We start from the raw sequence: 17,884 nt of genomic DNA, 5'->3' as shown, positions 1-17,884 counted from the left end.
CGGGGCGTTTGGGAGCCTGTCGTTCCTTTAAACTTTGAATCGCGATAGACTTACGATTCCGAGATCTGGGATCGGCGGAATGCGAACCAGCTTAGAAGCAAGAGCGCTGCTATGTAGACGAGAGAGACCCAGAGATCTCTGAATGCGACATTTGCGAAGGTGTCTGATGCGAGCAGAGTCGTGGTCGGGGCCCCTGATGCACGGAATTGGAAGCCGCAGAAGTTCAACACTTGTCCCGGGTTCAGAACCCATTGCATTAGCATTGAGCCTAGCGCGTCCGTTCCGGTGCTGAACGTTTGGCCCTCGCCACGGGTCACGCCCGCACACTCGCCAGTTGTCCCAGTTGCGCCCATGCCAGGTGCGTAGAACAGTATGGTTGATGCTCCTAGTCGTGCCGCAATGAGCGTTCCGCCTATGAGTAGTCCGATGTAGAAGCCGAAGGACCCTAAGGCTGCAAGGACAGAGTTCTTGGAGAGCGTGCCCAGGGTTAGTGCTATCAAAGCCCAAACCATACTGCCTATGGTTAAGCCTAAGATCCCGAGAGGAATCACGTTCAGATTGTTTTGCGGGCCGTAGATCACAGTGCCACCGATTGTTACGTATGCGACGAGGAATGCGTAGGCGGCGAGCAGCGTCACTACTGCTCCGACTATCTTTCCTGCGAAGACAAGGGTTTTCGAAACAGGTTTTGTCAACAGTGGAACTATTGTTCCGGACTCAAACTCGCCTGAGATACTGTTCATCGTCGTGGCTACACCGACCAGGAAGAGGAAGATTCCAGTGAGAGCCGCGATACCATCAAAGGCGAACGTTGGATTCGCCTGGAGCGTTTGGGGCGGATTTGCAACAGCGTCGGCTATAGGAGTGAATGCGAGCTCGACGGTTGCAATGGCGAATATGATGATGAATATCGCGATGATCTTTTTCTTTCGAATGTTCCAGAGGAACTCGTAGTAGAGAATCGCGGCGAAGGCAGCTAGCATCCCAGCTCTCTTCTTCTGCTGTGCCATCAGGCCATTCCCTCTTTCCCAACCAAACTGAGGAAGGCGTCTTCAAGTCCTCCTCCTTCCTCTTGCATCCTAACAATTACTCCTCCAGCCCCAGTTATGGCGCGCGAGACTTCCGCCCGTACGTCCTCAGTTGTGTCCAAGTGGAGCGTGTAGGTGTTCATGTTAGCTTCGACAGTCGCGTACTTCAACGTCTTCAAGGCGGCAAGAACCGGGTCTATTGGTTTCTCAAGCTCGATGACGAGCCTGCGTTTCGCCAGAACCTTGCTAGAGATGCCTTCTAAGGTCCCGGTGTATCGCACGACACCCAGATGGATAACTGTCACGTGATCGCAAACCTGCTGCACCTCAGCGAGAAGGTGTGACGAGAAGAAGACCGTGGTGCCGGACTTGACAATGTCCTTGACCATGTTTCTAACCTCGACCATCCCGACGGGGTCGAGACCTATGCTTGGCTCGTCCAATATTACTAGCTCAGGGTCGCTGACTAGAGCCTGAGCGATCCCGATACGTTGCTGCATACCCTTGCTGTACTTTCCAATTCGGTCCTTTCCTCGTCCTTCAAGACCGACCATCTTGATGAGCTCTGGAATTCTCGCCCGTCTTTCCGTCTTCGACATTCCATACATGCGACCGTAAACGTCGAGCAGTTCTTCCCCCGAGAGATGCTTTGGAAATCTTGGCAGCTCCGGCATGTAGCCGATCCTGCGACGGACCTTGGGGTTGTCCCCGTTGACCCCTTGGCCGAGGATGCTGAGACTGCCTGAAGTTGGCCGTAGCAGGCCGACCATCATCTTGATCGTGGTAGACTTGCCTGCCCCGTTCGGGCCGAGAAAACCGTGAACCTGCTTTGAGGCAACTGTGAGGTTCAGCCTGTCGACCGCGAGCCTGTCACCATACTTCTTCGAGAGATCATGAGTCTCGATGGCACGATCTTCAGGCAACGCTCATCACAACTTGTGACGAGCATCGCCGCGGCACGGTCTATTTAGTGGTTTTACTAGCCGCTTCTCTATACTTGCGATACCGCTAGTAGAGACTGGGTTTCGGAAGAGGCGCCCCGCAGCCAACGCATTTTTCTCTGAACGGCTGACTCATCCCACAGTATTGGCATTTCACTAGTATTGTGTCTGGAGGAGGCGGGGGAGAAAAAGCCATCTGTTGAGTATACGGACGCTGGACCCCAGGCCCAGATTGCGTTGCGGCCCTTGCAACAACGATGATATGATAACAATGAAGAATAGGAAGAAAATGCCACCAAACGCGACACCGGGTGGTCCAGTGGCAAAGGCTGCGACGCCTCCGAATAAGAGGAATATCATGAGGAGAACGATGGCAACAATGACCCCGGATCGATTTTGCTGGCCGCTCAACCTGTCAGAGACTGATCCCCAGTTCTATAACAACATAGTGGGAGTCTTCATCACCAGGCAAGACTTGCCTGAGTCGTATCTTCTTCGTGGCGAAGTAGGCCAAGATCGCCCCTCAACAACAGTGAATATCCTGTTCTTGGACCGTCACATAGGATGTAGTCTCCGATTATAGAACCGGGTCCAAAGAATCCCGAGGAGAACTGCGCTCCTAGGCCTCGGGCTACTCCTGCAAGCTCTCCCATCGACATCGAACTAGACATTGCAAAGCATAGATCGAAGCTTCGCATTATCGGACGCCAAGAGAGATTTCCGGTGCCAGAACCGACTTCTCCTATTACCTCCTCGGATACGAACTCACCTACTCTCCGGCTTATCACCAAGGAGACTTTCTTGAACGATGTTCCCGTGTACGAGACCGAAGCTGTTAGACCTCCCGTGGGGTCGATGTTTATGGAAGCGTTAGCGATCGACTGATCGTGGGCGATTGAGAGGAGCGGCCTGCCTACAGAGGGTTTCAAGGGGAACCATGGCGATCTTATGAGAAAAACCCAGATGTCGCGTCCCATTGGGACGTCGATGTGGATCGCTGGAGCGAGGAACATTCCCTCCCATCGGCGCCGCAATAATCCAGCTGCGGGCATAGACTCTTGAAGTGTGAAAGTCAGTGTCTGGCTTCCGTCAGAATCGGTTGCTTCCTCAGGCTGAATAATCTGGGAATCCAGCATCGAAGAGTCGCACCTCCAAGCCTGAGTCTTTCCCTCCTGGACCCAGTGGAATAAGAGAACTCCAGTCCCAGTGTAAACAGCTCTATGCGCTATTCCCCGGCTCGACTTGAGCTTGACAATAGGCTGGCCGGCTCCAATTCCGTATTCAACCTGAATACCACCGACTAGGCTGTAGACTGGCACTATTCCCCGACTCGCTGCGACTCCAACCAGTTCACATACGACAACCGACTCCTGATTTAAAGAACAATAGAATTGAAAAATTCAAGAGGTCGAGTCACGAATGTCAGAGATGTTGACTCGAAGGTAGGGTAGGTTGGGTTAGTGGGGCGGGTGGGATTTGAACCCACGATCACTGGTGCCCGAGACCAGTATTTGCCCGAACTGGTAGTTCCCTACCAGCTCTCTTAGACCAAGCTGTCCCCACATGCGGGTGGTCTGGACCACCGCCCCTGCCGCGTGCCTGAATTCAATGATTCAAAATGCTTTGGTTCGATGGCCATCGGAGTAGGCAGGTTGGTCCCTGCCAGATTCCTGGCTCTGCGAACCGATCTGAATACGTTGAACTGAACTATATTCTGTTAGAGTAACTGGCCGTACTTGACTCGATGATTTTTCTTGGCAGAGATCTTGTTATTTCGCTTGCTTGTGATCCGATGGGGCTTTCTTGTGTCCGTTGAAGTATGTCCTGACTAGATGTTCGAAGAAGATGCTGAATCCCCCGGTCCTTCCGTAGTATACCTTGTCAACTTCTCGCCTTACCAGCTGTTCTGCTTCCGACGATAGAGAGATCATTACTTTGCCCATGGTATCTCTAGACTACTGTGGATAGCTCTGGGCCGTTTTATGCTTATCCCCTGCACCGGCATCCCATCGGCAAAGAATAAGAACATGAGATTGGGAATTCAGAGCCCCCGACTAGTTGCGTTCTACCTGAACTTCTGCAATAGTCTGGCGACGGATGTGATCGCGACTACAGCTCCGACTGCTAGGCCTAACTGATCGTTAAGAGCCAAAGCCAGGATTGCTGTGATGCCTCCGGCCACGAAGTCTCGGAAGAGCCCTTTGCTCTTGTCTGAGGTATCGAGAACATCGGAACCCAACACGAGCAGGAGTATCAGGAAGTAAACGGGCTCTTGGCTTATGGCGTTGGCAATGACAAAGCTGGCTACCCATGCCGCGGACTCGGCCACCGGGCGCAGAACTGGTCGTAGCTCCGCCAGCTTGTACGACAGATCGCTCATGTAGTATAGCTGCTATAGGAGGATAGAAAAGGCGACCCGACTTTTTCTACTGCGTACCAGTCGAACAAAGAAAATGTCAATCTTCCGTAATTCTGGAACGCGGTCCTTGGAGGGCAAGCAGTTAGCCTAGACTCTTGGAATCAAAACCGCGCCCATATTCATCGAGATAGATTATCTCCGACAGGGGCTTTCGGTTCTTTCTCTTGCCTGAGATTTTTCGTTCAGGGAAGCCAAACACAACGACTGTAGCGACATCCATTTTCTTAGAGATCTTGAAGTCCTTCCTCACGGCGTCCTCTTTCATTATTGTGAACAAGCCCGAGCCTATGCCATGACTCCAAGCGGCGAGCTGCATGTTTTGCGCTACTCTTCCCGCATCCAGATAGTTGTCTGGTTGACTGGGATCTATGAGCACGATGATTGCCAGGGGAGCGTCTTCCACCCCATTGGCCTCGAGCGCTATCCTTTGCTAGCCGCATTAGTCGACTGGCATCCTGGACGAGTATGAACTTCCAGTTTTGAGAATTGAACACTGTTCCCGTAGATCTCGCAGCTTCGAGAATTTTCAAGACTATTTCCCGCGGTATTTTCTTGGAGCTGAACTTTCGAATATCGAGCTTAGACAGAATCGTCTCGTAAGTTTCCATCGGGTCTACAGCCAAGAATTCTAGAACTGCTCCGCTTTTATGACTGTTCCAAGATAATACGCAAAGAGCCAAGTACCGACCGCGACCCATTTCTCCAGCATCTTGACAACTCTCAAAATCTACAAGGCGATGAAGAACGCTCCAGGAATGAGCCGGTCCGAGGTTGACGCATTTCTAGCCCGCAGCAAGACCCCTCTCCGGCTTGGAACAACTAACGCGAAGGGCGAACCCAACATACACCCTGTATGGTACGAGTACGTGAACAACAAGATCTATTTCATGAGCTGGAAAGACGCGTTGAAAGTCCGGAACGTGAAAGAGAACAAGACGGTCTACTTCTCCGTTGATACCGATGCGATGCCCAACACGGGAGTGAAAGGAAAGGGGACAGCCACTATAGTCAAAGATACCGGGAAAATTTTGTCCGTATCGGAGAAGATCATAGCAAAATATCTGGGCGACATCAGAAGCAAGATGGCGCAGAGCATGATGGATGAGGTAAAGAAAGGCTCGGAAGCGCTGGTCGAGATTACTCCACACTATTTCTCAACTTGGGACTATTCCAAGTCGAAATTCTAGTTCGTTCGCCCTGAGACCTTCGAGACGGCCTTACACAATCTCTATCAGGTCGAGGGACGGATATCCTTTGTCGAAATTGAAAGTGGCCCCGTGAATATGTGTGAACGGTTTTACGCCGTAGATAAGAAGATGCCCGTTCCAGCTTTGGACCTTTATGTGATAGTCGGCTTGTCTGAGAAACTCATCACGCACCTTAGTGGGACGTGACGATATTCCGATGCTGAAGGCACCTTCATCCCGCAGGCCTTCACCCATCTCGGTGAACCCCGGAAGCGTAAGGTCTTCCCCATAGACCTGCACGAGCTTGTCGAAGTTCATAGTCAGCATCATGCCAGTCGAGGTTTCTTTCAACACATTCCATGCCTTGTAAAACTCGGCGACGTCACTCATCAGTTGACCACGCACCTTTAGCCTCCATGGCTTCGAAGGCAGCTGCGGATTAAACTCGACAATCCTAACTCTCTCTGCGAGAGGCTTGTCACCTATGTAGGGTCTCAAAGCCTCCGCCGCGGATTCGGAGCTAAAGGTCCCGGTAGAAACGCTGAAGCAGGCGCCGCCTTGGTTTACGAAATTTGACCTGATCATGTTGATCAATAGCCTCAGCGATTGAGGGGCGACACTGCTCTCGGAGTCTATCAGGAAGAATGAGCCTTTTCGGATTCCTCCTCCCAGTACTTGGTCGAGTTCCCTGCTCCCTGTGGAGTAGTGGGTTGCTGTGTGTGGGATTTTCTCTGGGCTTCTCACAATGGTCGGTGGGCCGTTTTCGTATTCTTCGTCCAGGAAGGTGAACCGTCCCCTTTCTAAGGAGAATGGGGAGTACTGGCTCTCGACCTTGAATCCTCTTAGCTTGTCTATTCCGAGAGATCTTACTCGTCTCCCATCTAGCTCACTTTGTTTCAATGTTACAACTCCGTCTACCAGGTAGCCGAGGTTGTCGGCTCTTTCGGCCTCACTGACTAGAATCACGCTTACCTTTGTCTGATCAAGTTCGGACATGACTGCTGACTCCAGCATCTTTCGTCCTTCAGTTGTTGCGTTTCTCAGCGCGCCCTCCCAACTGTCTACGACCAACACTGACTTCTGTTTAGCCTGTTTCAGTCGAACTATCTTCGAGAAGACACTGTCAGTGTCGGAGCCTCGGAGGTCGTGGAACTCGTCGTTCCAGCTAGCTTTCGAGGATCTTCCAGACATTGAATCGATGACTTCATCAATCCATGGAAACTGTATGCGTAGTTTGACTGGTGAGACCCTGCTGGACGCGTAGACCCTACGCGAGTCCCCAATCGCATTCAGTATTTCAAACGCGAGAGTTGTCTTTCCCGTGCCAGGGGCACCTTGGATAAGCAATACATTTCCTGGGACTTCGAGAAACTCCAAAAACATATTCATCATGGGGGACGATGTCGCGCGGACTACGGAAGATTCGAGCGCTTGAGGATCTGATTTCGGCGCCGAGGCTATCAAATTATTGCTTCCACAGAGTGAAAGCATATGTGAAAGATTTCAAGAATTTGTATCCGTTGCAAGTTCAGACGGGAAATCGATTTGATTGGAATGTCACGTTGACTATCCACACCTCTACAATTGAGTCAAAACAGAATGGTAACCTTCTAGGCGAACATCTAGACCGCGTAATCCAGATCGGCTAGAACCTAGTCTTCAAAGCCTAGAGGTTACGCTGTATTGGCTGGGTAAGTGTGCCGAAACTTAAGTTCAGCAAGGACTACCTTCAGCGTTTGACGAAGCCTATTCCTAAGAAAGATCCGAACATGCGGGCGGCAGCATCCACCGAGACTCTGTCAGAGCCGCGACATCCCAGGGGATTCCATCAGTACTGCACGAACTGCGGAAGAGAACAGCTTTTCAGTGTAGACACCTTGGGCTGGAAGACCTGCACCGTCTGCCGCGTTACCGCGCCCGATAGAAGCCAGAGCCCAATTTAAGCAGAGTCGTTCACGGCTACATCAGCGGTTTAGTCAAACTCAGCAAGTTTTGGTTGTAGGCCCTCTCCCAAGGACCCTACAGCGAACTGGATCGTCATAGGGTGCAAGCGTAGTTCAAGTACAATTTTTTAAACAAGGTAAGCCCGGAGGACCTGGATTCTTCTTGCAGCGAGCTTACGAACGTTTCAGTTCGGACGTCTTAGACGCTGCGTCTGCACCTGTTAGGCTTCACATTCTCAAGCTCTTGGTTTCCAAGGGCCCCCTCCCGTATACCGAGATCATGTACGAGGCTAAGCTGGACCCTGTGCGGGACGCTGGAAAGTTCGTCTATCACCTCAAAACCCTTCGTAAAGCCAGCTTAGTGACGATCGAAAAAGGCACGAAAAAGTACAGCATAACAGACCTCGGCAAGATTCTAGTCGAGTTCTCACGCGATCTTGAAGAGTGGATCGCTGTCAAACGCGGCCGCCTCTTCGTCCGAACCTCCAAAATGACAATAGAGGAATTTGACCGGACCAGAATCGCTTCATCACTTGTCACTGAAGCAGGTATGCCTCAGAGCCTCGCCGATGAGATTGCGTCTGAGGCGGAGGAGAGGCTCCTGCGGTTCGGGACAACCTACCTCACTGCACCCCTTGTACGCGAGCTTGTCAATACTATCCTCGTCGAGAGAAAGCTCGAGGAGTATCGCCACAAGCTTACCCGACTTGGACTTCCCGTCAATGACGTGACGGTTCTCTTGAAGGAGGCAGGACAGAAGCATCTTGACTCATCATGGGTTCAATCGTCCGCAGGCGCAGCCGTCACCGAAGAGTACGTCCTCCTCAACAGCCTTCCACGACCCCTGGTCGATGCGCATTTCTCGGGACAAGTCCATCTAGAAGACGCCGAGTCCTGGATCCTCAACCCCAGCGTCTTCTCGCATGATCCTCGTCCGTTCTTCCGAAAAGGATTACCTGGATCGCAACCCCCTACCTCTATCGAGAGCACCTTAGGAAATCTGCTACGACTAGCCAGAGTGACAGAAGGGCAGGTATCCGGAGAGCAAATATTCGATCACTTCAACGTCCTCCTAGCACCATTCATCAAAGGTGTCCCAAGTCAAAGGGTCCAAGAATCTGTCCGACTTTTTCTCCTCCAGCTAAACTGGAATGGTTTCTCAAACACCCTTCCTTCCCCTTCGACCATAGGGCTCGATCGTGCCGCCCCCAACATCCTAGAACAGTCCGATGCTATTGGTCCCAACGGAAAGAAAGAGGGCAAGTATGCAGACTACGCGCGTGAAGCGGAGGAGTTACTCCGCACGCTGATCGACGCAGTCCAAGAAATTGCCAAAGACAATCCACTTATCAATCCATCGATCACTCTTAGACTGAATCGCGACAAGCTCTCCGAGCCCGATGGGCTTCTCGCAATGAGCCACGAGACTTCTCTAAGATACTCCGTCATGAATTATCTCATCCAGAATCCGGGAGAAACTTACACTGTATCTTCGGACGGATCCATGTTCGTTACCGAAAGCATGGGCGATGTGGCTAGGGGAGCGCTAGTCGGAACGGTCCAAGTCAACCTGCCAAGAATCGCATACGAGTCAGCAGGGAAAGACGAACGGTTTCTCCAGGGAGTTACCAACGCCGTTGACGAGTCGGTTGGGGCTCTGGAGATTCGCGGACAAGCTATTCAGGAACGGCTGAGGGAGGGACTGCTGCCGTTGCTTTCTTGGCAAACAGATGGGAGCGCGTATTATGGGTCTCAACCGATGGCGGAGATTAGCCTTCTCGGACTTAACGAGTCGGTAAAGTATCACATGAAGAAAGACGTGGACAACAAGGATTCTCTTGTCTTCGTCAAAAAGATCATCGAGGCGGCGCGACGCGCGATATCGGAAAGCGACTCTCGCAAGCTTAGAATTCGAGTAGGGCTTCATCCATCCCCCGAAGCATCCTCGAGGCTTGCGGGTATCGACTCTGAGAAATACGGTTTCTCAACCATTGTGTATCAAGGGTCCAAGCGGTATCCGTACTACAGTGACGTGCCGGTAATCCCGCTTACACAGAGGATTCCATTCTCGTCACGCGCCTCTTTGGAGGGGGAGGTTCAGAGATACCTCGACGGAGGATCGATCCTGCCGCTCCTCTTAGGAGACAAAAGCGATACGGTAGGCTTGACAAAAGCGTCCCAACTACTTGCACAATCAGGCGTAAAACATTTCACGTTTTCCGAAATATTGGACCGGTGCCAATCTTGCTATCACGTCGATACGGGCGTCCGTGCAAAATGCTCCAAGTGCAATTCAGACAAGCTGACAATCGTTGCAAAGTCGGCTGGTAGACTGATTCCTCTCGACCTCTGGACCGAGTCGAGGAGGAAAGATTTGGACAGAATCGTGACATATGATCTCGCATAGACAAAACGCCTGAGATAGAATCCGTCATTCAGGGACGCGAGACGGAACTCAATTGAGTTTATCTCATTCGCCTTCTACCCAGATGAGATAGGAACGGGTGGCTTTTGACAGAGATCCGTGTTGGTTCAAGGAAGCCGTTCAGAATAGGGCTCCTAACGGGCATTCTAGCCATCCTAATTGTTCTAGGAATGCAGTTCATCTTGCTCAGAGAGCTTTCTGTATTCAACACGGGACTTGGGCTCTGGGTCCTGGCCACAGAATTCGTTTCGACGGCTGCTCTACTTCTGGCATTGGTGTTCGTCGGCTCATATTTCGCTGCAAGAATACAACGCCAGTCAGGCTCTCGCGCCGCCTGGGTTGGATACTACATCGTTCTTGGACTCGCTTCCTTCGCCGCCTTCACCCTTGGAATGAACGCCGGTCTAACCTTCGACGTGAAGTACTCGACCTACGCCACTAAGGCAGGAATTAACTTTCTCAACCTCCAGTACCTTAACGGAGCCGTCATCTGGACGACCCTCCTTCTAACGGCTCTTTTCATGCTAAGCGACCCGAGAGTCTCAGTAGTAACCGGAAGCGATGGGAAGAGACATTTCTACACGCACAGCAAGCTTCTCGGGATTCTTCGATTACTCTCAAGGACGAACCTTGGAGCTATCATACAAACTACCAGACGGAGCTACTATGAATCATCCAGTTCTAGACCATCGTTCGACTGGGATGTTGGAGAGACACCTGATCATGCGGTCCTTTCGAAGAATGGCAAATTGCAATGGAATGACAAGTTTCTAGTCTCGTCTCCCCCGTTTCTCGCATGGACAACTATCAAGTTTCTATTCGCACTCGGAATCGCGGCGAGCATCGCCAATGACATTGCTCTGAGATTTGTCACCATCCAGAACTATCTTGTCCAAATGAACAGTTCATGGTTCGCGCAGGTACAGAGCTACTTCTCAATACTTGGACTGAGGCTATCCGGCACTTACCAAGTGTCCCCGACCTTCGGCATTGACAGTGTCTTCACGTTTGAAGCCTTCAAGTTCATCCTGTCGATTATCGGTCTGGCGTTTGGAGTCCTAGGGATTAGACTTGGAATTTCGCTCGTTGCCAATGCCATGGTTGGACTTTCCAAGCGAGCCTTCGGAATGTCTCGGGTCGCCCTAAGCAACTTCTTCATCATTATCTGGCTCCCGATCATCTATGCGGTCTTGAGCAGTGGAGCCTGGGTCTATGACGTGGGCACATCCTTCGTTCTCTCAACCCTCGTCATTGTGATGATCGGGGTAGCATTTCTGGCCGGATACACACGAACTCAGAGAATTCTTCACGTCAAGATTACTCGTTTCAAGGGTCTCTTGATACTCGCAATCGTCCTAGTTTCAACAATCACGCTTCCCGTGTACGGGACGTACCTACGCGCCCAGTCCGGGCAGTACATCAACTATCAATGGAATCCAGCCTACGTGCCAACTATTCAGTACACGCGGTGGGCGTACGGGATAGACTCAGTTACTAGTGCGGACTCGTCTCTCATAACAAGCTTGGGAACTCAAACCAACACACTCGACCATATCCGAATATTCACAAACGAATCGGCACGTCTGAACATGAAACCCCTGGTTGGCGTGAACTGGATGTCCATCGATAACGCTCCAGTCGACATCATCTACCTCAATGGCACCGAATATTGGGTGTCCGTACTCCAGCTTGTGCCCGCTGGCCTCCAGAATGATCCTGATGTTTGGCGTACTCAGCATCTGCTACTAACGCATTCCGAGAAGATCCTCGCGGTGAACGCGGCGACCACTCAGGCGGTTGACATTACCAAGATCTGGAACCTAACCCAGTCTCCCCAGATCTACTACGGAGAAGGAGGATTATGGCAGTCGGTGGACGAGGTCTACCTCAATATTCCAGGATTCACAGAGACCCACCTTTCCAATTACACTGGACCTCCTTCCTACAATGGGACAGCCGATTACACCTACAAGGGATTCTGGCTGTACTGGAAGTTCTTCTGGCAGGGAAGATTCGACTTCGCCAACGGTGCATATGGCAATATCAAGGCATTGGAATACCGGGACGCAGACACCAGACTCTCCAACATCTTACTGCCAGACATGCAATCAGACCCAGATCCATACCCTGTAGTTGACAAACAGGGAAATATCTACATCCTGCACTGGGTCTGGATCAAGTGGCAGAGTCCCAGCGACTTCGCCGACTACCCAGACCATACCGACACGTCGATCCTTCGACTCTTTGCGGCAACACTGACCAACATGAAAACCGGTGAAGTTACGGGGTACCTCTACAATAATGGCAAGAGCGACTACGTTAGATCATTCTACAACTCCATGTATCCGCAGTGGAACCAGCAAATGCCGGCCTGGCTTCTCCCTCAGCTGAGGTATCCTGAATCATACTTCAACGCCCAACAGGAAGTGTACAATTTCTATTTCCAAACGGACCCGCTACAATGGCAAAGGAATGTCTTTCTGCAATCGACCGAAACTACTCGGTTCATAATCACACCAATCAACGGAACTCTAACGTGGGCGGCCGTGAGACTGGTAGAAATCTATCATAGCCCATCCCAGAACCTAGCAGGCCTCTACATAGCTCCAGCAGGAATAAGGACGGGGCAAGTCTACCTGATAAGATTCCCCGAGGGAACGACAGTCATTGGACCTAATTCAGCCGTCTCAGCCGTAACCACTGACCCAGGGGTGAAGACCCAATTGACACTCCATCCTGACTGGACTACTGGAAACATACTACTGTATTCGGTGAACGGCCGCCTGATCTATGTCATACCCTACTATGGAACCCAAGGCAATCTCACAGTACCCGAAATGGTAGCAGTCGTCGATGCTTCAACGAAACAGGTGGGCTCGTACTTCATCTCGAATCCCAACAGCTACACTGAAGTAGGGAACGCCACGACTAAAGCAGTCAACAACATTGGAATATCCACTGGAACACAGACAACTGTTAACGGAACTCTGGCTTACAGATACCAATACGAGCAAGGAGGAAACACTCGATGGATTCTCGGGATAAACACGACTAGCGGGCAGGTTCAGGTTCTTGCGAAGGTAGAGACCTTGACGACAACTGACATTTTCAAGATCAACAACACGAACATTTCAAGTACATTCACGGTTGTAGTTGACAACAGTACAACTCCAGCTACAGTTTTGAGAGTCCAATAACCAGAACATAGTGTAGGCCCTAGATTGCGCCGAATACAAGGCCGAGCAATCCCATTCTAAGTACCACGCCGTTCCCGACTTGTGGGAAATATTTCGCGTGACTTGTCGAGTCAACGCTCGAGTCTATCTCATCCACTCTAGGCAACGGGTGCATGACGATAGAGCTCTTCTTTGCTCGCGAGAGCTCGTCAGATGTCAGTCGGTAGGACCCCTTTACCTTCTCATAATCTGCCAGATCTCCGAAGCGTTCTTTCTGGACCCTTGTCATGTAGATGACGTCCAACTCTTTCAGATGCTGTTGCAGCGATGTGGTTTCTTCGACGTCTATTTTCTTCGAGACCTCCTCCAGAACCTCCTTCCGCATCTTCAGTATCTCTGGAGAGATGAGGACCAGTCTCACTTTGTATTTCGCGAGCGCGTACGCGAGGGAATGAACGGTCCGGCCGTATCGAAGGTCTCCAATCAACCCGATCGTAATGCCATCAATGGCGCCGAGCTCCTTCTTGATCGTGTACAGGTCAAGCAGTGCCTGGGTGGGATGCTCCTCCGCTCCTGACCCTGCGTTGATCACCGGGACTCTCGAAAACTCCGCTGCCATCCTTGCCGCACCTTCTAGCGGATGCCTGACTACGAGCACGTCGGCATAATTCTCAACGACCCGGACGGTATCGGCCAGATTCTCGCCTTTCTCGACAGACGTTCCCTTTGTCTCTGCGAATCCGAGAGCGGTTCCGCCAAGTCTGGTCATGGCGGACTCGAAGCTCAGCTTGGTGCGTGTGCTCGGTTCGTAGAACAGGGTCGCCATTATCTTCCCATGAAGCATGTCGGACCCGGTCTTCGCCAGAGGCTCCATGACCTCGGCCATGTCCAGAATGTGATCGATCTCCGACCGGGAGAGGTCGCGAACGCTGACAATATCTCTGCCAGCAAAGCTAGATGTGGGCGGCATTCCGATTACAAACTGAATCGAGGAGTCCTATAACTATCTTCAGGGGTGATAGGAACCATGACGGTTCAAGTTCTCGCAATAACGTCAGACCTATTCCTCCAGTCAAGAATCTCAGAATTATCAAGGTCACTCGGTGCAAACCCCACGTTTGTAACGACCGAGGAGGACTTGCTCAGACAAGCAAGCTTGAGTACTCCAAATTTGGTGGTTCTCGACCTAGCTTCATCGGAGTATGACCCGTTTTCGTGCGCACAGAAGCTGAAGACCATGACCTCACCCCCGAAGATACTGGCCATATTCCCCCACATCAGAACGGACCTCAAACTGAAAGCTGAGAAGGAGAGGGTCGACTACATTGTCCCAAACTCAGCCTTCCTAAGGACCCTGAAGCGTGTCCTCGAGAAAGAGGTCCGGGGCAATTGAGCTGGATCGTCAAAGACCTCTGGGACACGTTGGACAGGCGCCGCGGAGAATTCGAAAGTCTCTGGCAAGATCGTACGCTCCGAGCCTTCGAAACAATCAACCGGATTGCCAGTGAAGTTGGCGAACGCTGTGGTGTTCTGATACAGATCAACTTTCCACCAGGCCAAGAAAGACCAGAAGCCGCCCGCATTGGACGCAGAAACGTAAGCATTCTAGTAGACAAGAACAGGAAGAAGTTCGAAACAATAACGGAAGACGATCTCAAGCGAGCGATTCAACCGTTAAGCCCACAATCTTTCGACCCGGCCCGTTTTGGCCACGAAGGATTCAGGACAAATCTGTCCGCTGGACGCATAGACTGTCTGCCAAGCGGGATCCATCTATGGTGCGACATAACACCCAAGGTCCTAAAGTTCCTCGACTGGATATTCGTAAATGGCTACGGAATGAAACACCCGGAGCATTGAACACTTGGAGAAGATAGTGACAGGTTCTGCTATGAGCGGGCCAGTGTGGTCTGGGGCTCGGTGGCCAAGCTTTGCGGAGCTGCAGACCAACCTGACTAGGCTCTGACCACTTTGCAATCGAGAGCAAAATACGTCCGCTATCTACGAGCACCTTGAACGGACTTTTACTCATCGAGTGGGGGTGGCTTTGACCGTGCGGCACGTCCGGTTCATGGGATGATTCGTGCGAACCATCCCTTCTCTTACCTTCTTGCTACAGCCTCGGCCTGACAAAGCGCCAGTTGGTGCAGGGATAATTCGTCAAGATCACTTCTTTCTTCAATCATGCAGCTGGAAACTTCTTGCCAGCGTGCGTTCCTACTTCAACTCGGCTAATTACTTTGGTAATAGTGTTGTACCATGGTCCGAATTTCTCGCCTTCTTCCAAGACTTTTAATGTTCTCGCGAGAGGAGTAATGATAACTCTTCCAACCTTAACCGATGGTATGTCCTCAGTTTGAGGATAGGACCATTTCGCCCCAGTTTCCCTGATCACTATCTGGGTCACATAAGCTGCTATTTTCTTGATGAGGTCGATTGAAAGTTCTCTCTGTCTCTTCCCCAACGCCTCGATATAGGTGTCGAGATCTTCCAGACTGTTCTTGGAATAATCCGAGGCAAAACCTTCGAGTTTCAAGTCAGAGATGAAAGCGAGCGCAATAGCTTCATTGTTTTCGATCCAGTCCTCCCATTCCCTGCGTGGAATGCTCGCAAGGAGGTCCACCTTTCTAGGGAGAGCGAGGATTCTTGCCTGCTCCGCCTTCCAATCCTCCTCGTAGCGGAATTTCGGAATTCTGACTTGATGAGATTCTTCACCAGTATTGAATGCCTCCGACCCAAGATGGTTCTTAATCTCCAGTCTTCTCCTATCGAAGAGTTCTTGGGCCCTCAGATATTCTTGAGGAGAGGCAGAAAGGAGCATAAGGGCTCCTCCGTCTTGCAGCCCCTCGACGGAGTAACTGGGAGCTGAAAACACTTTGTCCACTCCAAACATTTCGACATATTCGGGTCCAAGAAAGTTGGCCCAGAAAATATCGGGAATGCCTCTTTTAAGATCCATGCCCGCAGGCTGCTTTCGTCGCTGAGAGCTGATTCCCTTGAACATCTCCCCGACGAATGCCATCCCATACATTGGACGTAACAGACCGTACAGCTTCTTGAGAACGCTTAGAAATTCTTCTGGTTTCCCGTCCCTAGCCAGATATTCACGTTGAAGAGAAACCGATACCGTACCATAGTCCGATTGATCATCAGCGAGGAGAACAATAAGGCCGGCGGTGGACTCTCTTCCGAAGATCCAAGTCGCCCTTCCGGGCTCTTCGTTTTTCCACTTTTGGAAGAGACTGTCATGTTGTTCTTGGTTGAAAGGTATCTTGCGGAACCCATAGGCCTCTCCAAGCGAAACCGTGTCAGGGGTGTAAGCCTCGCCGTGAGCGAGGAGTACACGAAGGATCCCTGGAAACAACTCCCGGAATCCGGGTTGATGGGTGAATAAGGCAGAGCTAACTATGGGCTTGAAATCCGAGTCCCTTTGGCTTTCCATTATTTCTACAAAGCCTGAACATTATTGACTCGGAGTTGCTCCTGCCACCAAGGGTCAATTCTTCCATATACATCGTAATAAAGCGGCAGACCGGTTGCCTGAGATATCCTGAGATTATCCTCGAACTGTCTCATTGAACGCGTATCCCCGAACCTAAGCGATCCCCCCTTTGTTTCTATTATACCCTTGAATCCAACGTCGCTGCTCTGGACCACGAAGTCAGGTCGTCTTATCTTTCCTCCGGGCAATTCGATCGAGGGGCGAGATTCCACCTCCTCTTGGACATTGACTCCCCTCAAGGCCAGCTTTCCAAGAGTTCCGCCCTCGTAGATGTTTCCTATTCTGACGGATCCTGCGCCTCCTCCATGGCTTGTTTCCTCAGACAGCCGTGGTTCTGTTGCATACTGGTCTAGTGTGGTCTGGGGCTCAACAGCTATGCTTGCAGGGTTTACTGCCTCCGCAGGCGGCGGCGCCGGTGCGACGTCTGTGTTGTGGGTGTTATCTCATTCCCTGGGAGAGCGTTTCCAGGAACCTGGCATCCTTCTTCAGACCCGCAGTTGTAAACGGCTCCGGTAGGGTCGGTCAGCAGAGTGGGTTGGTTCCCCACGTAGGCGTATGGGTTGAGGCTTTGTGAGTCCCACGGGTTCCAGCCCAAGGGGTCCTGGCTGATGAATCGTCCTGTCGACGGGTCGTACCAGCGCTGATACTCATAGTACAAGCCGGTCGTTGAGCTAACGGGTTTGCCCGTGAACCTGTACGTGTCTGAGCCGGTGGGTGTCCCATTGTCTTGTCCATATGGTTGGTAACTGTCGCTGAAGACGACGGTCTTGTTCGGATCTGTGATCAGCCTTGTGCTTCCAATGGCATCCGGGTGATAGAAGAACGTAGTCGAGCTTGACCCGGCACTGCGGAGGACTCGTAGTCCTGCGGAGTAAATGTAGTCGTTCTCCGAGCCGGTTCCTAGATCTGCTAATGTCTCTGTTCCCAGATATCCGTAGAAGACTGTACTTTGTGCCTCCTTGGATTCTACGCGCCGACCGAATCCATCGTAGGCATAGAAGCCCTGGGCCCCAGTGTTGTTGCTCACGCTAACGAGTCTTCCTGCCAGACTCCAAAAATAGGTCCATCGATTAGGTCCTGTGGTTCTGGAGATGAGATTACCATCGCTATCGTAACGATAATCTGTTGAGATTCCGGATACAGTTGAGCGGGTGAGTTCGTTGTTCGACATGTTGTAGCTGTAGGTGGTTGTGACCCCGTTCAGAACTTGTTGAAGCCTGTTTCCAGCGTTATCATACTGGAACGAAGCCACTGTCTTCGTTG

General features: G+C 51.5%; 17 protein-coding genes, 1 tRNA gene and 1 pseudogene. 6 read left to right on the top strand and 13 right to left on the bottom strand.

The window, feature by feature from the left end; genetic code table 11:
- Nucleotides 1-50 precede the first annotated feature (50 nt).
- The 8 genes and pseudogenes from VGS11_11305 to VGS11_11270 form a co-directional block, all read right to left on the bottom strand.
- On the bottom strand, nucleotides 51-1,010 hold the full coding sequence (locus tag VGS11_11305) for an ABC transporter permease (GenBank protein HEV2120670.1): 960 nt from the start codon (nucleotides 1,008-1,010) through the stop codon (nucleotides 51-53).
- Entirely contained in the window at nucleotides 1,010-1,951 is a 942-nt protein-coding gene (locus VGS11_11300) for an ABC transporter ATP-binding protein (protein HEV2120669.1), read from the bottom strand. The genes VGS11_11305 and VGS11_11300 overlap by 1 nt, the downstream gene beginning before the upstream one ends.
- Nucleotides 1,952-2,125: 174 nt before the next feature.
- Nucleotides 2,126-2,380 (bottom strand): hypothetical protein, encoded by a 255-nt coding sequence (locus VGS11_11295; protein HEV2120668.1) that lies wholly within the window; start codon nucleotides 2,378-2,380, stop codon nucleotides 2,126-2,128.
- 50 nt (nucleotides 2,381-2,430) lie between these two features.
- The gene (locus VGS11_11290; protein ID HEV2120667.1) at nucleotides 2,431-3,288 is read right to left on the bottom strand and encodes a hypothetical protein; all 858 of its coding nucleotides are present in this window, start codon (nucleotides 3,286-3,288) and stop codon (nucleotides 2,431-2,433) included.
- A gap of 142 nt (nucleotides 3,289-3,430) precedes the next feature.
- A tRNA-Pro gene (locus tag VGS11_11285) sits at nucleotides 3,431-3,558 on the bottom strand.
- Nucleotides 3,559-3,738: 180 nt separating this feature from the next.
- The gene (locus VGS11_11280; protein HEV2120666.1) at nucleotides 3,739-3,912 is read right to left on the bottom strand and encodes a hypothetical protein; all 174 of its coding nucleotides are present in this window, start codon (nucleotides 3,910-3,912) and stop codon (nucleotides 3,739-3,741) included.
- 122 nt (nucleotides 3,913-4,034) lie between these two features.
- Nucleotides 4,035-4,349: a hypothetical protein gene (locus VGS11_11275; GenBank protein ID HEV2120665.1), complete on the bottom strand. Its 315-nt coding sequence runs from the start codon at nucleotides 4,347-4,349 to the stop codon at nucleotides 4,035-4,037.
- Nucleotides 4,350-4,470: 121 nt separating this feature from the next.
- Nucleotides 4,471-4,996, bottom strand: a pseudogene (locus VGS11_11270) (nitroreductase family protein).
- 102 nt (nucleotides 4,997-5,098) lie between these two features.
- On the opposite strand from VGS11_11270, the gene VGS11_11265 reads away from it, so the two are divergent.
- Entirely contained in the window at nucleotides 5,099-5,575 is a 477-nt protein-coding gene (locus VGS11_11265; GenBank protein ID HEV2120664.1) for a pyridoxamine 5'-phosphate oxidase family protein, read from the top strand.
- 30 nt (nucleotides 5,576-5,605) lie between these two features.
- On the opposite strand, the gene VGS11_11260 is transcribed toward VGS11_11265, so the two are convergent.
- Nucleotides 5,606-6,967, bottom strand: coding sequence for an ATPase domain-containing protein (locus VGS11_11260; GenBank protein ID HEV2120663.1), 1,362 nt, complete (start codon nucleotides 6,965-6,967; stop codon nucleotides 5,606-5,608).
- Between the two features lie 8 nt (nucleotides 6,968-6,975).
- On the opposite strand from VGS11_11260, the gene VGS11_11255 reads away from it, so the two are divergent.
- From VGS11_11255 to VGS11_11245, 3 genes are all read left to right on the top strand, one after another.
- Entirely contained in the window at nucleotides 6,976-7,224 is a 249-nt protein-coding gene (locus VGS11_11255) for a hypothetical protein (GenBank protein HEV2120662.1), read from the top strand.
- Nucleotides 7,225-7,681: 457 nt separating this feature from the next.
- Nucleotides 7,682-9,925, top strand: a complete 2,244-nt coding sequence (gene nrdD, locus VGS11_11250; GenBank protein ID HEV2120661.1) for an anaerobic ribonucleoside-triphosphate reductase — start codon at nucleotides 7,682-7,684, stop codon at nucleotides 9,923-9,925.
- Between the two features lie 104 nt (nucleotides 9,926-10,029).
- Nucleotides 10,030-13,140 (top strand): UPF0182 family protein, encoded by a 3,111-nt coding sequence (locus VGS11_11245; protein ID HEV2120660.1) that lies wholly within the window; start codon nucleotides 10,030-10,032, stop codon nucleotides 13,138-13,140.
- Nucleotides 13,141-13,159: 19 nt separating this feature from the next.
- On the opposite strand, the gene pyrB is transcribed toward VGS11_11245, so the two are convergent.
- On the bottom strand, nucleotides 13,160-14,089 hold the full coding sequence (gene pyrB, locus VGS11_11240) for an aspartate carbamoyltransferase (protein ID HEV2120659.1): 930 nt from the start codon (nucleotides 14,087-14,089) through the stop codon (nucleotides 13,160-13,162).
- A gap of 57 nt (nucleotides 14,090-14,146) precedes the next feature.
- Here pyrB and VGS11_11235 point away from each other — a divergent pair, with 57 nt between their 5' ends.
- On the top strand, nucleotides 14,147-14,512 hold the full coding sequence (locus tag VGS11_11235; GenBank protein HEV2120658.1) for a hypothetical protein: 366 nt from the start codon (nucleotides 14,147-14,149) through the stop codon (nucleotides 14,510-14,512).
- Nucleotides 14,509-14,979 carry a hypothetical protein gene (locus tag VGS11_11230; protein HEV2120657.1) on the top strand — a complete coding sequence of 157 codons (471 nt, stop codon included), beginning with the start codon at nucleotides 14,509-14,511 and terminating at the stop codon, nucleotides 14,977-14,979. The genes VGS11_11235 and VGS11_11230 overlap by 4 nt, the downstream gene beginning before the upstream one ends.
- A 322-nt stretch (nucleotides 14,980-15,301) precedes the next feature.
- On the opposite strand, the gene VGS11_11225 is transcribed toward VGS11_11230, so the two are convergent.
- The 3 genes from VGS11_11225 to VGS11_11215 form a co-directional block, all read right to left on the bottom strand.
- Nucleotides 15,302-16,561: a hypothetical protein gene (locus VGS11_11225; protein HEV2120656.1), complete on the bottom strand. Its 1,260-nt coding sequence runs from the start codon at nucleotides 16,559-16,561 to the stop codon at nucleotides 15,302-15,304.
- Between the two features lie 5 nt (nucleotides 16,562-16,566).
- Nucleotides 16,567-16,860, bottom strand: a complete 294-nt coding sequence (locus VGS11_11220) for a hypothetical protein (GenBank protein HEV2120655.1) — start codon at nucleotides 16,858-16,860, stop codon at nucleotides 16,567-16,569.
- A 149-nt stretch (nucleotides 16,861-17,009) separates the two neighbouring features.
- Nucleotides 17,010-17,873 (bottom strand): RHS repeat-associated core domain-containing protein, encoded by an 864-nt coding sequence (locus VGS11_11215; protein ID HEV2120654.1) that lies wholly within the window; start codon nucleotides 17,871-17,873, stop codon nucleotides 17,010-17,012.
- Between the last annotated feature and the right edge of the window lie 11 nt (nucleotides 17,874-17,884).

Source organism: Candidatus Bathyarchaeia archaeon (assembly GCA_035935655.1).
In the GTDB taxonomy this organism is placed as follows: domain Archaea; phylum Thermoproteota; class Bathyarchaeia; order 40CM-2-53-6; family 40CM-2-53-6; genus 40CM-2-53-6.
Note: the sequence above shows the minus strand (reverse complement) of the source record. Positions and strands in the feature narration are given on the sequence as shown.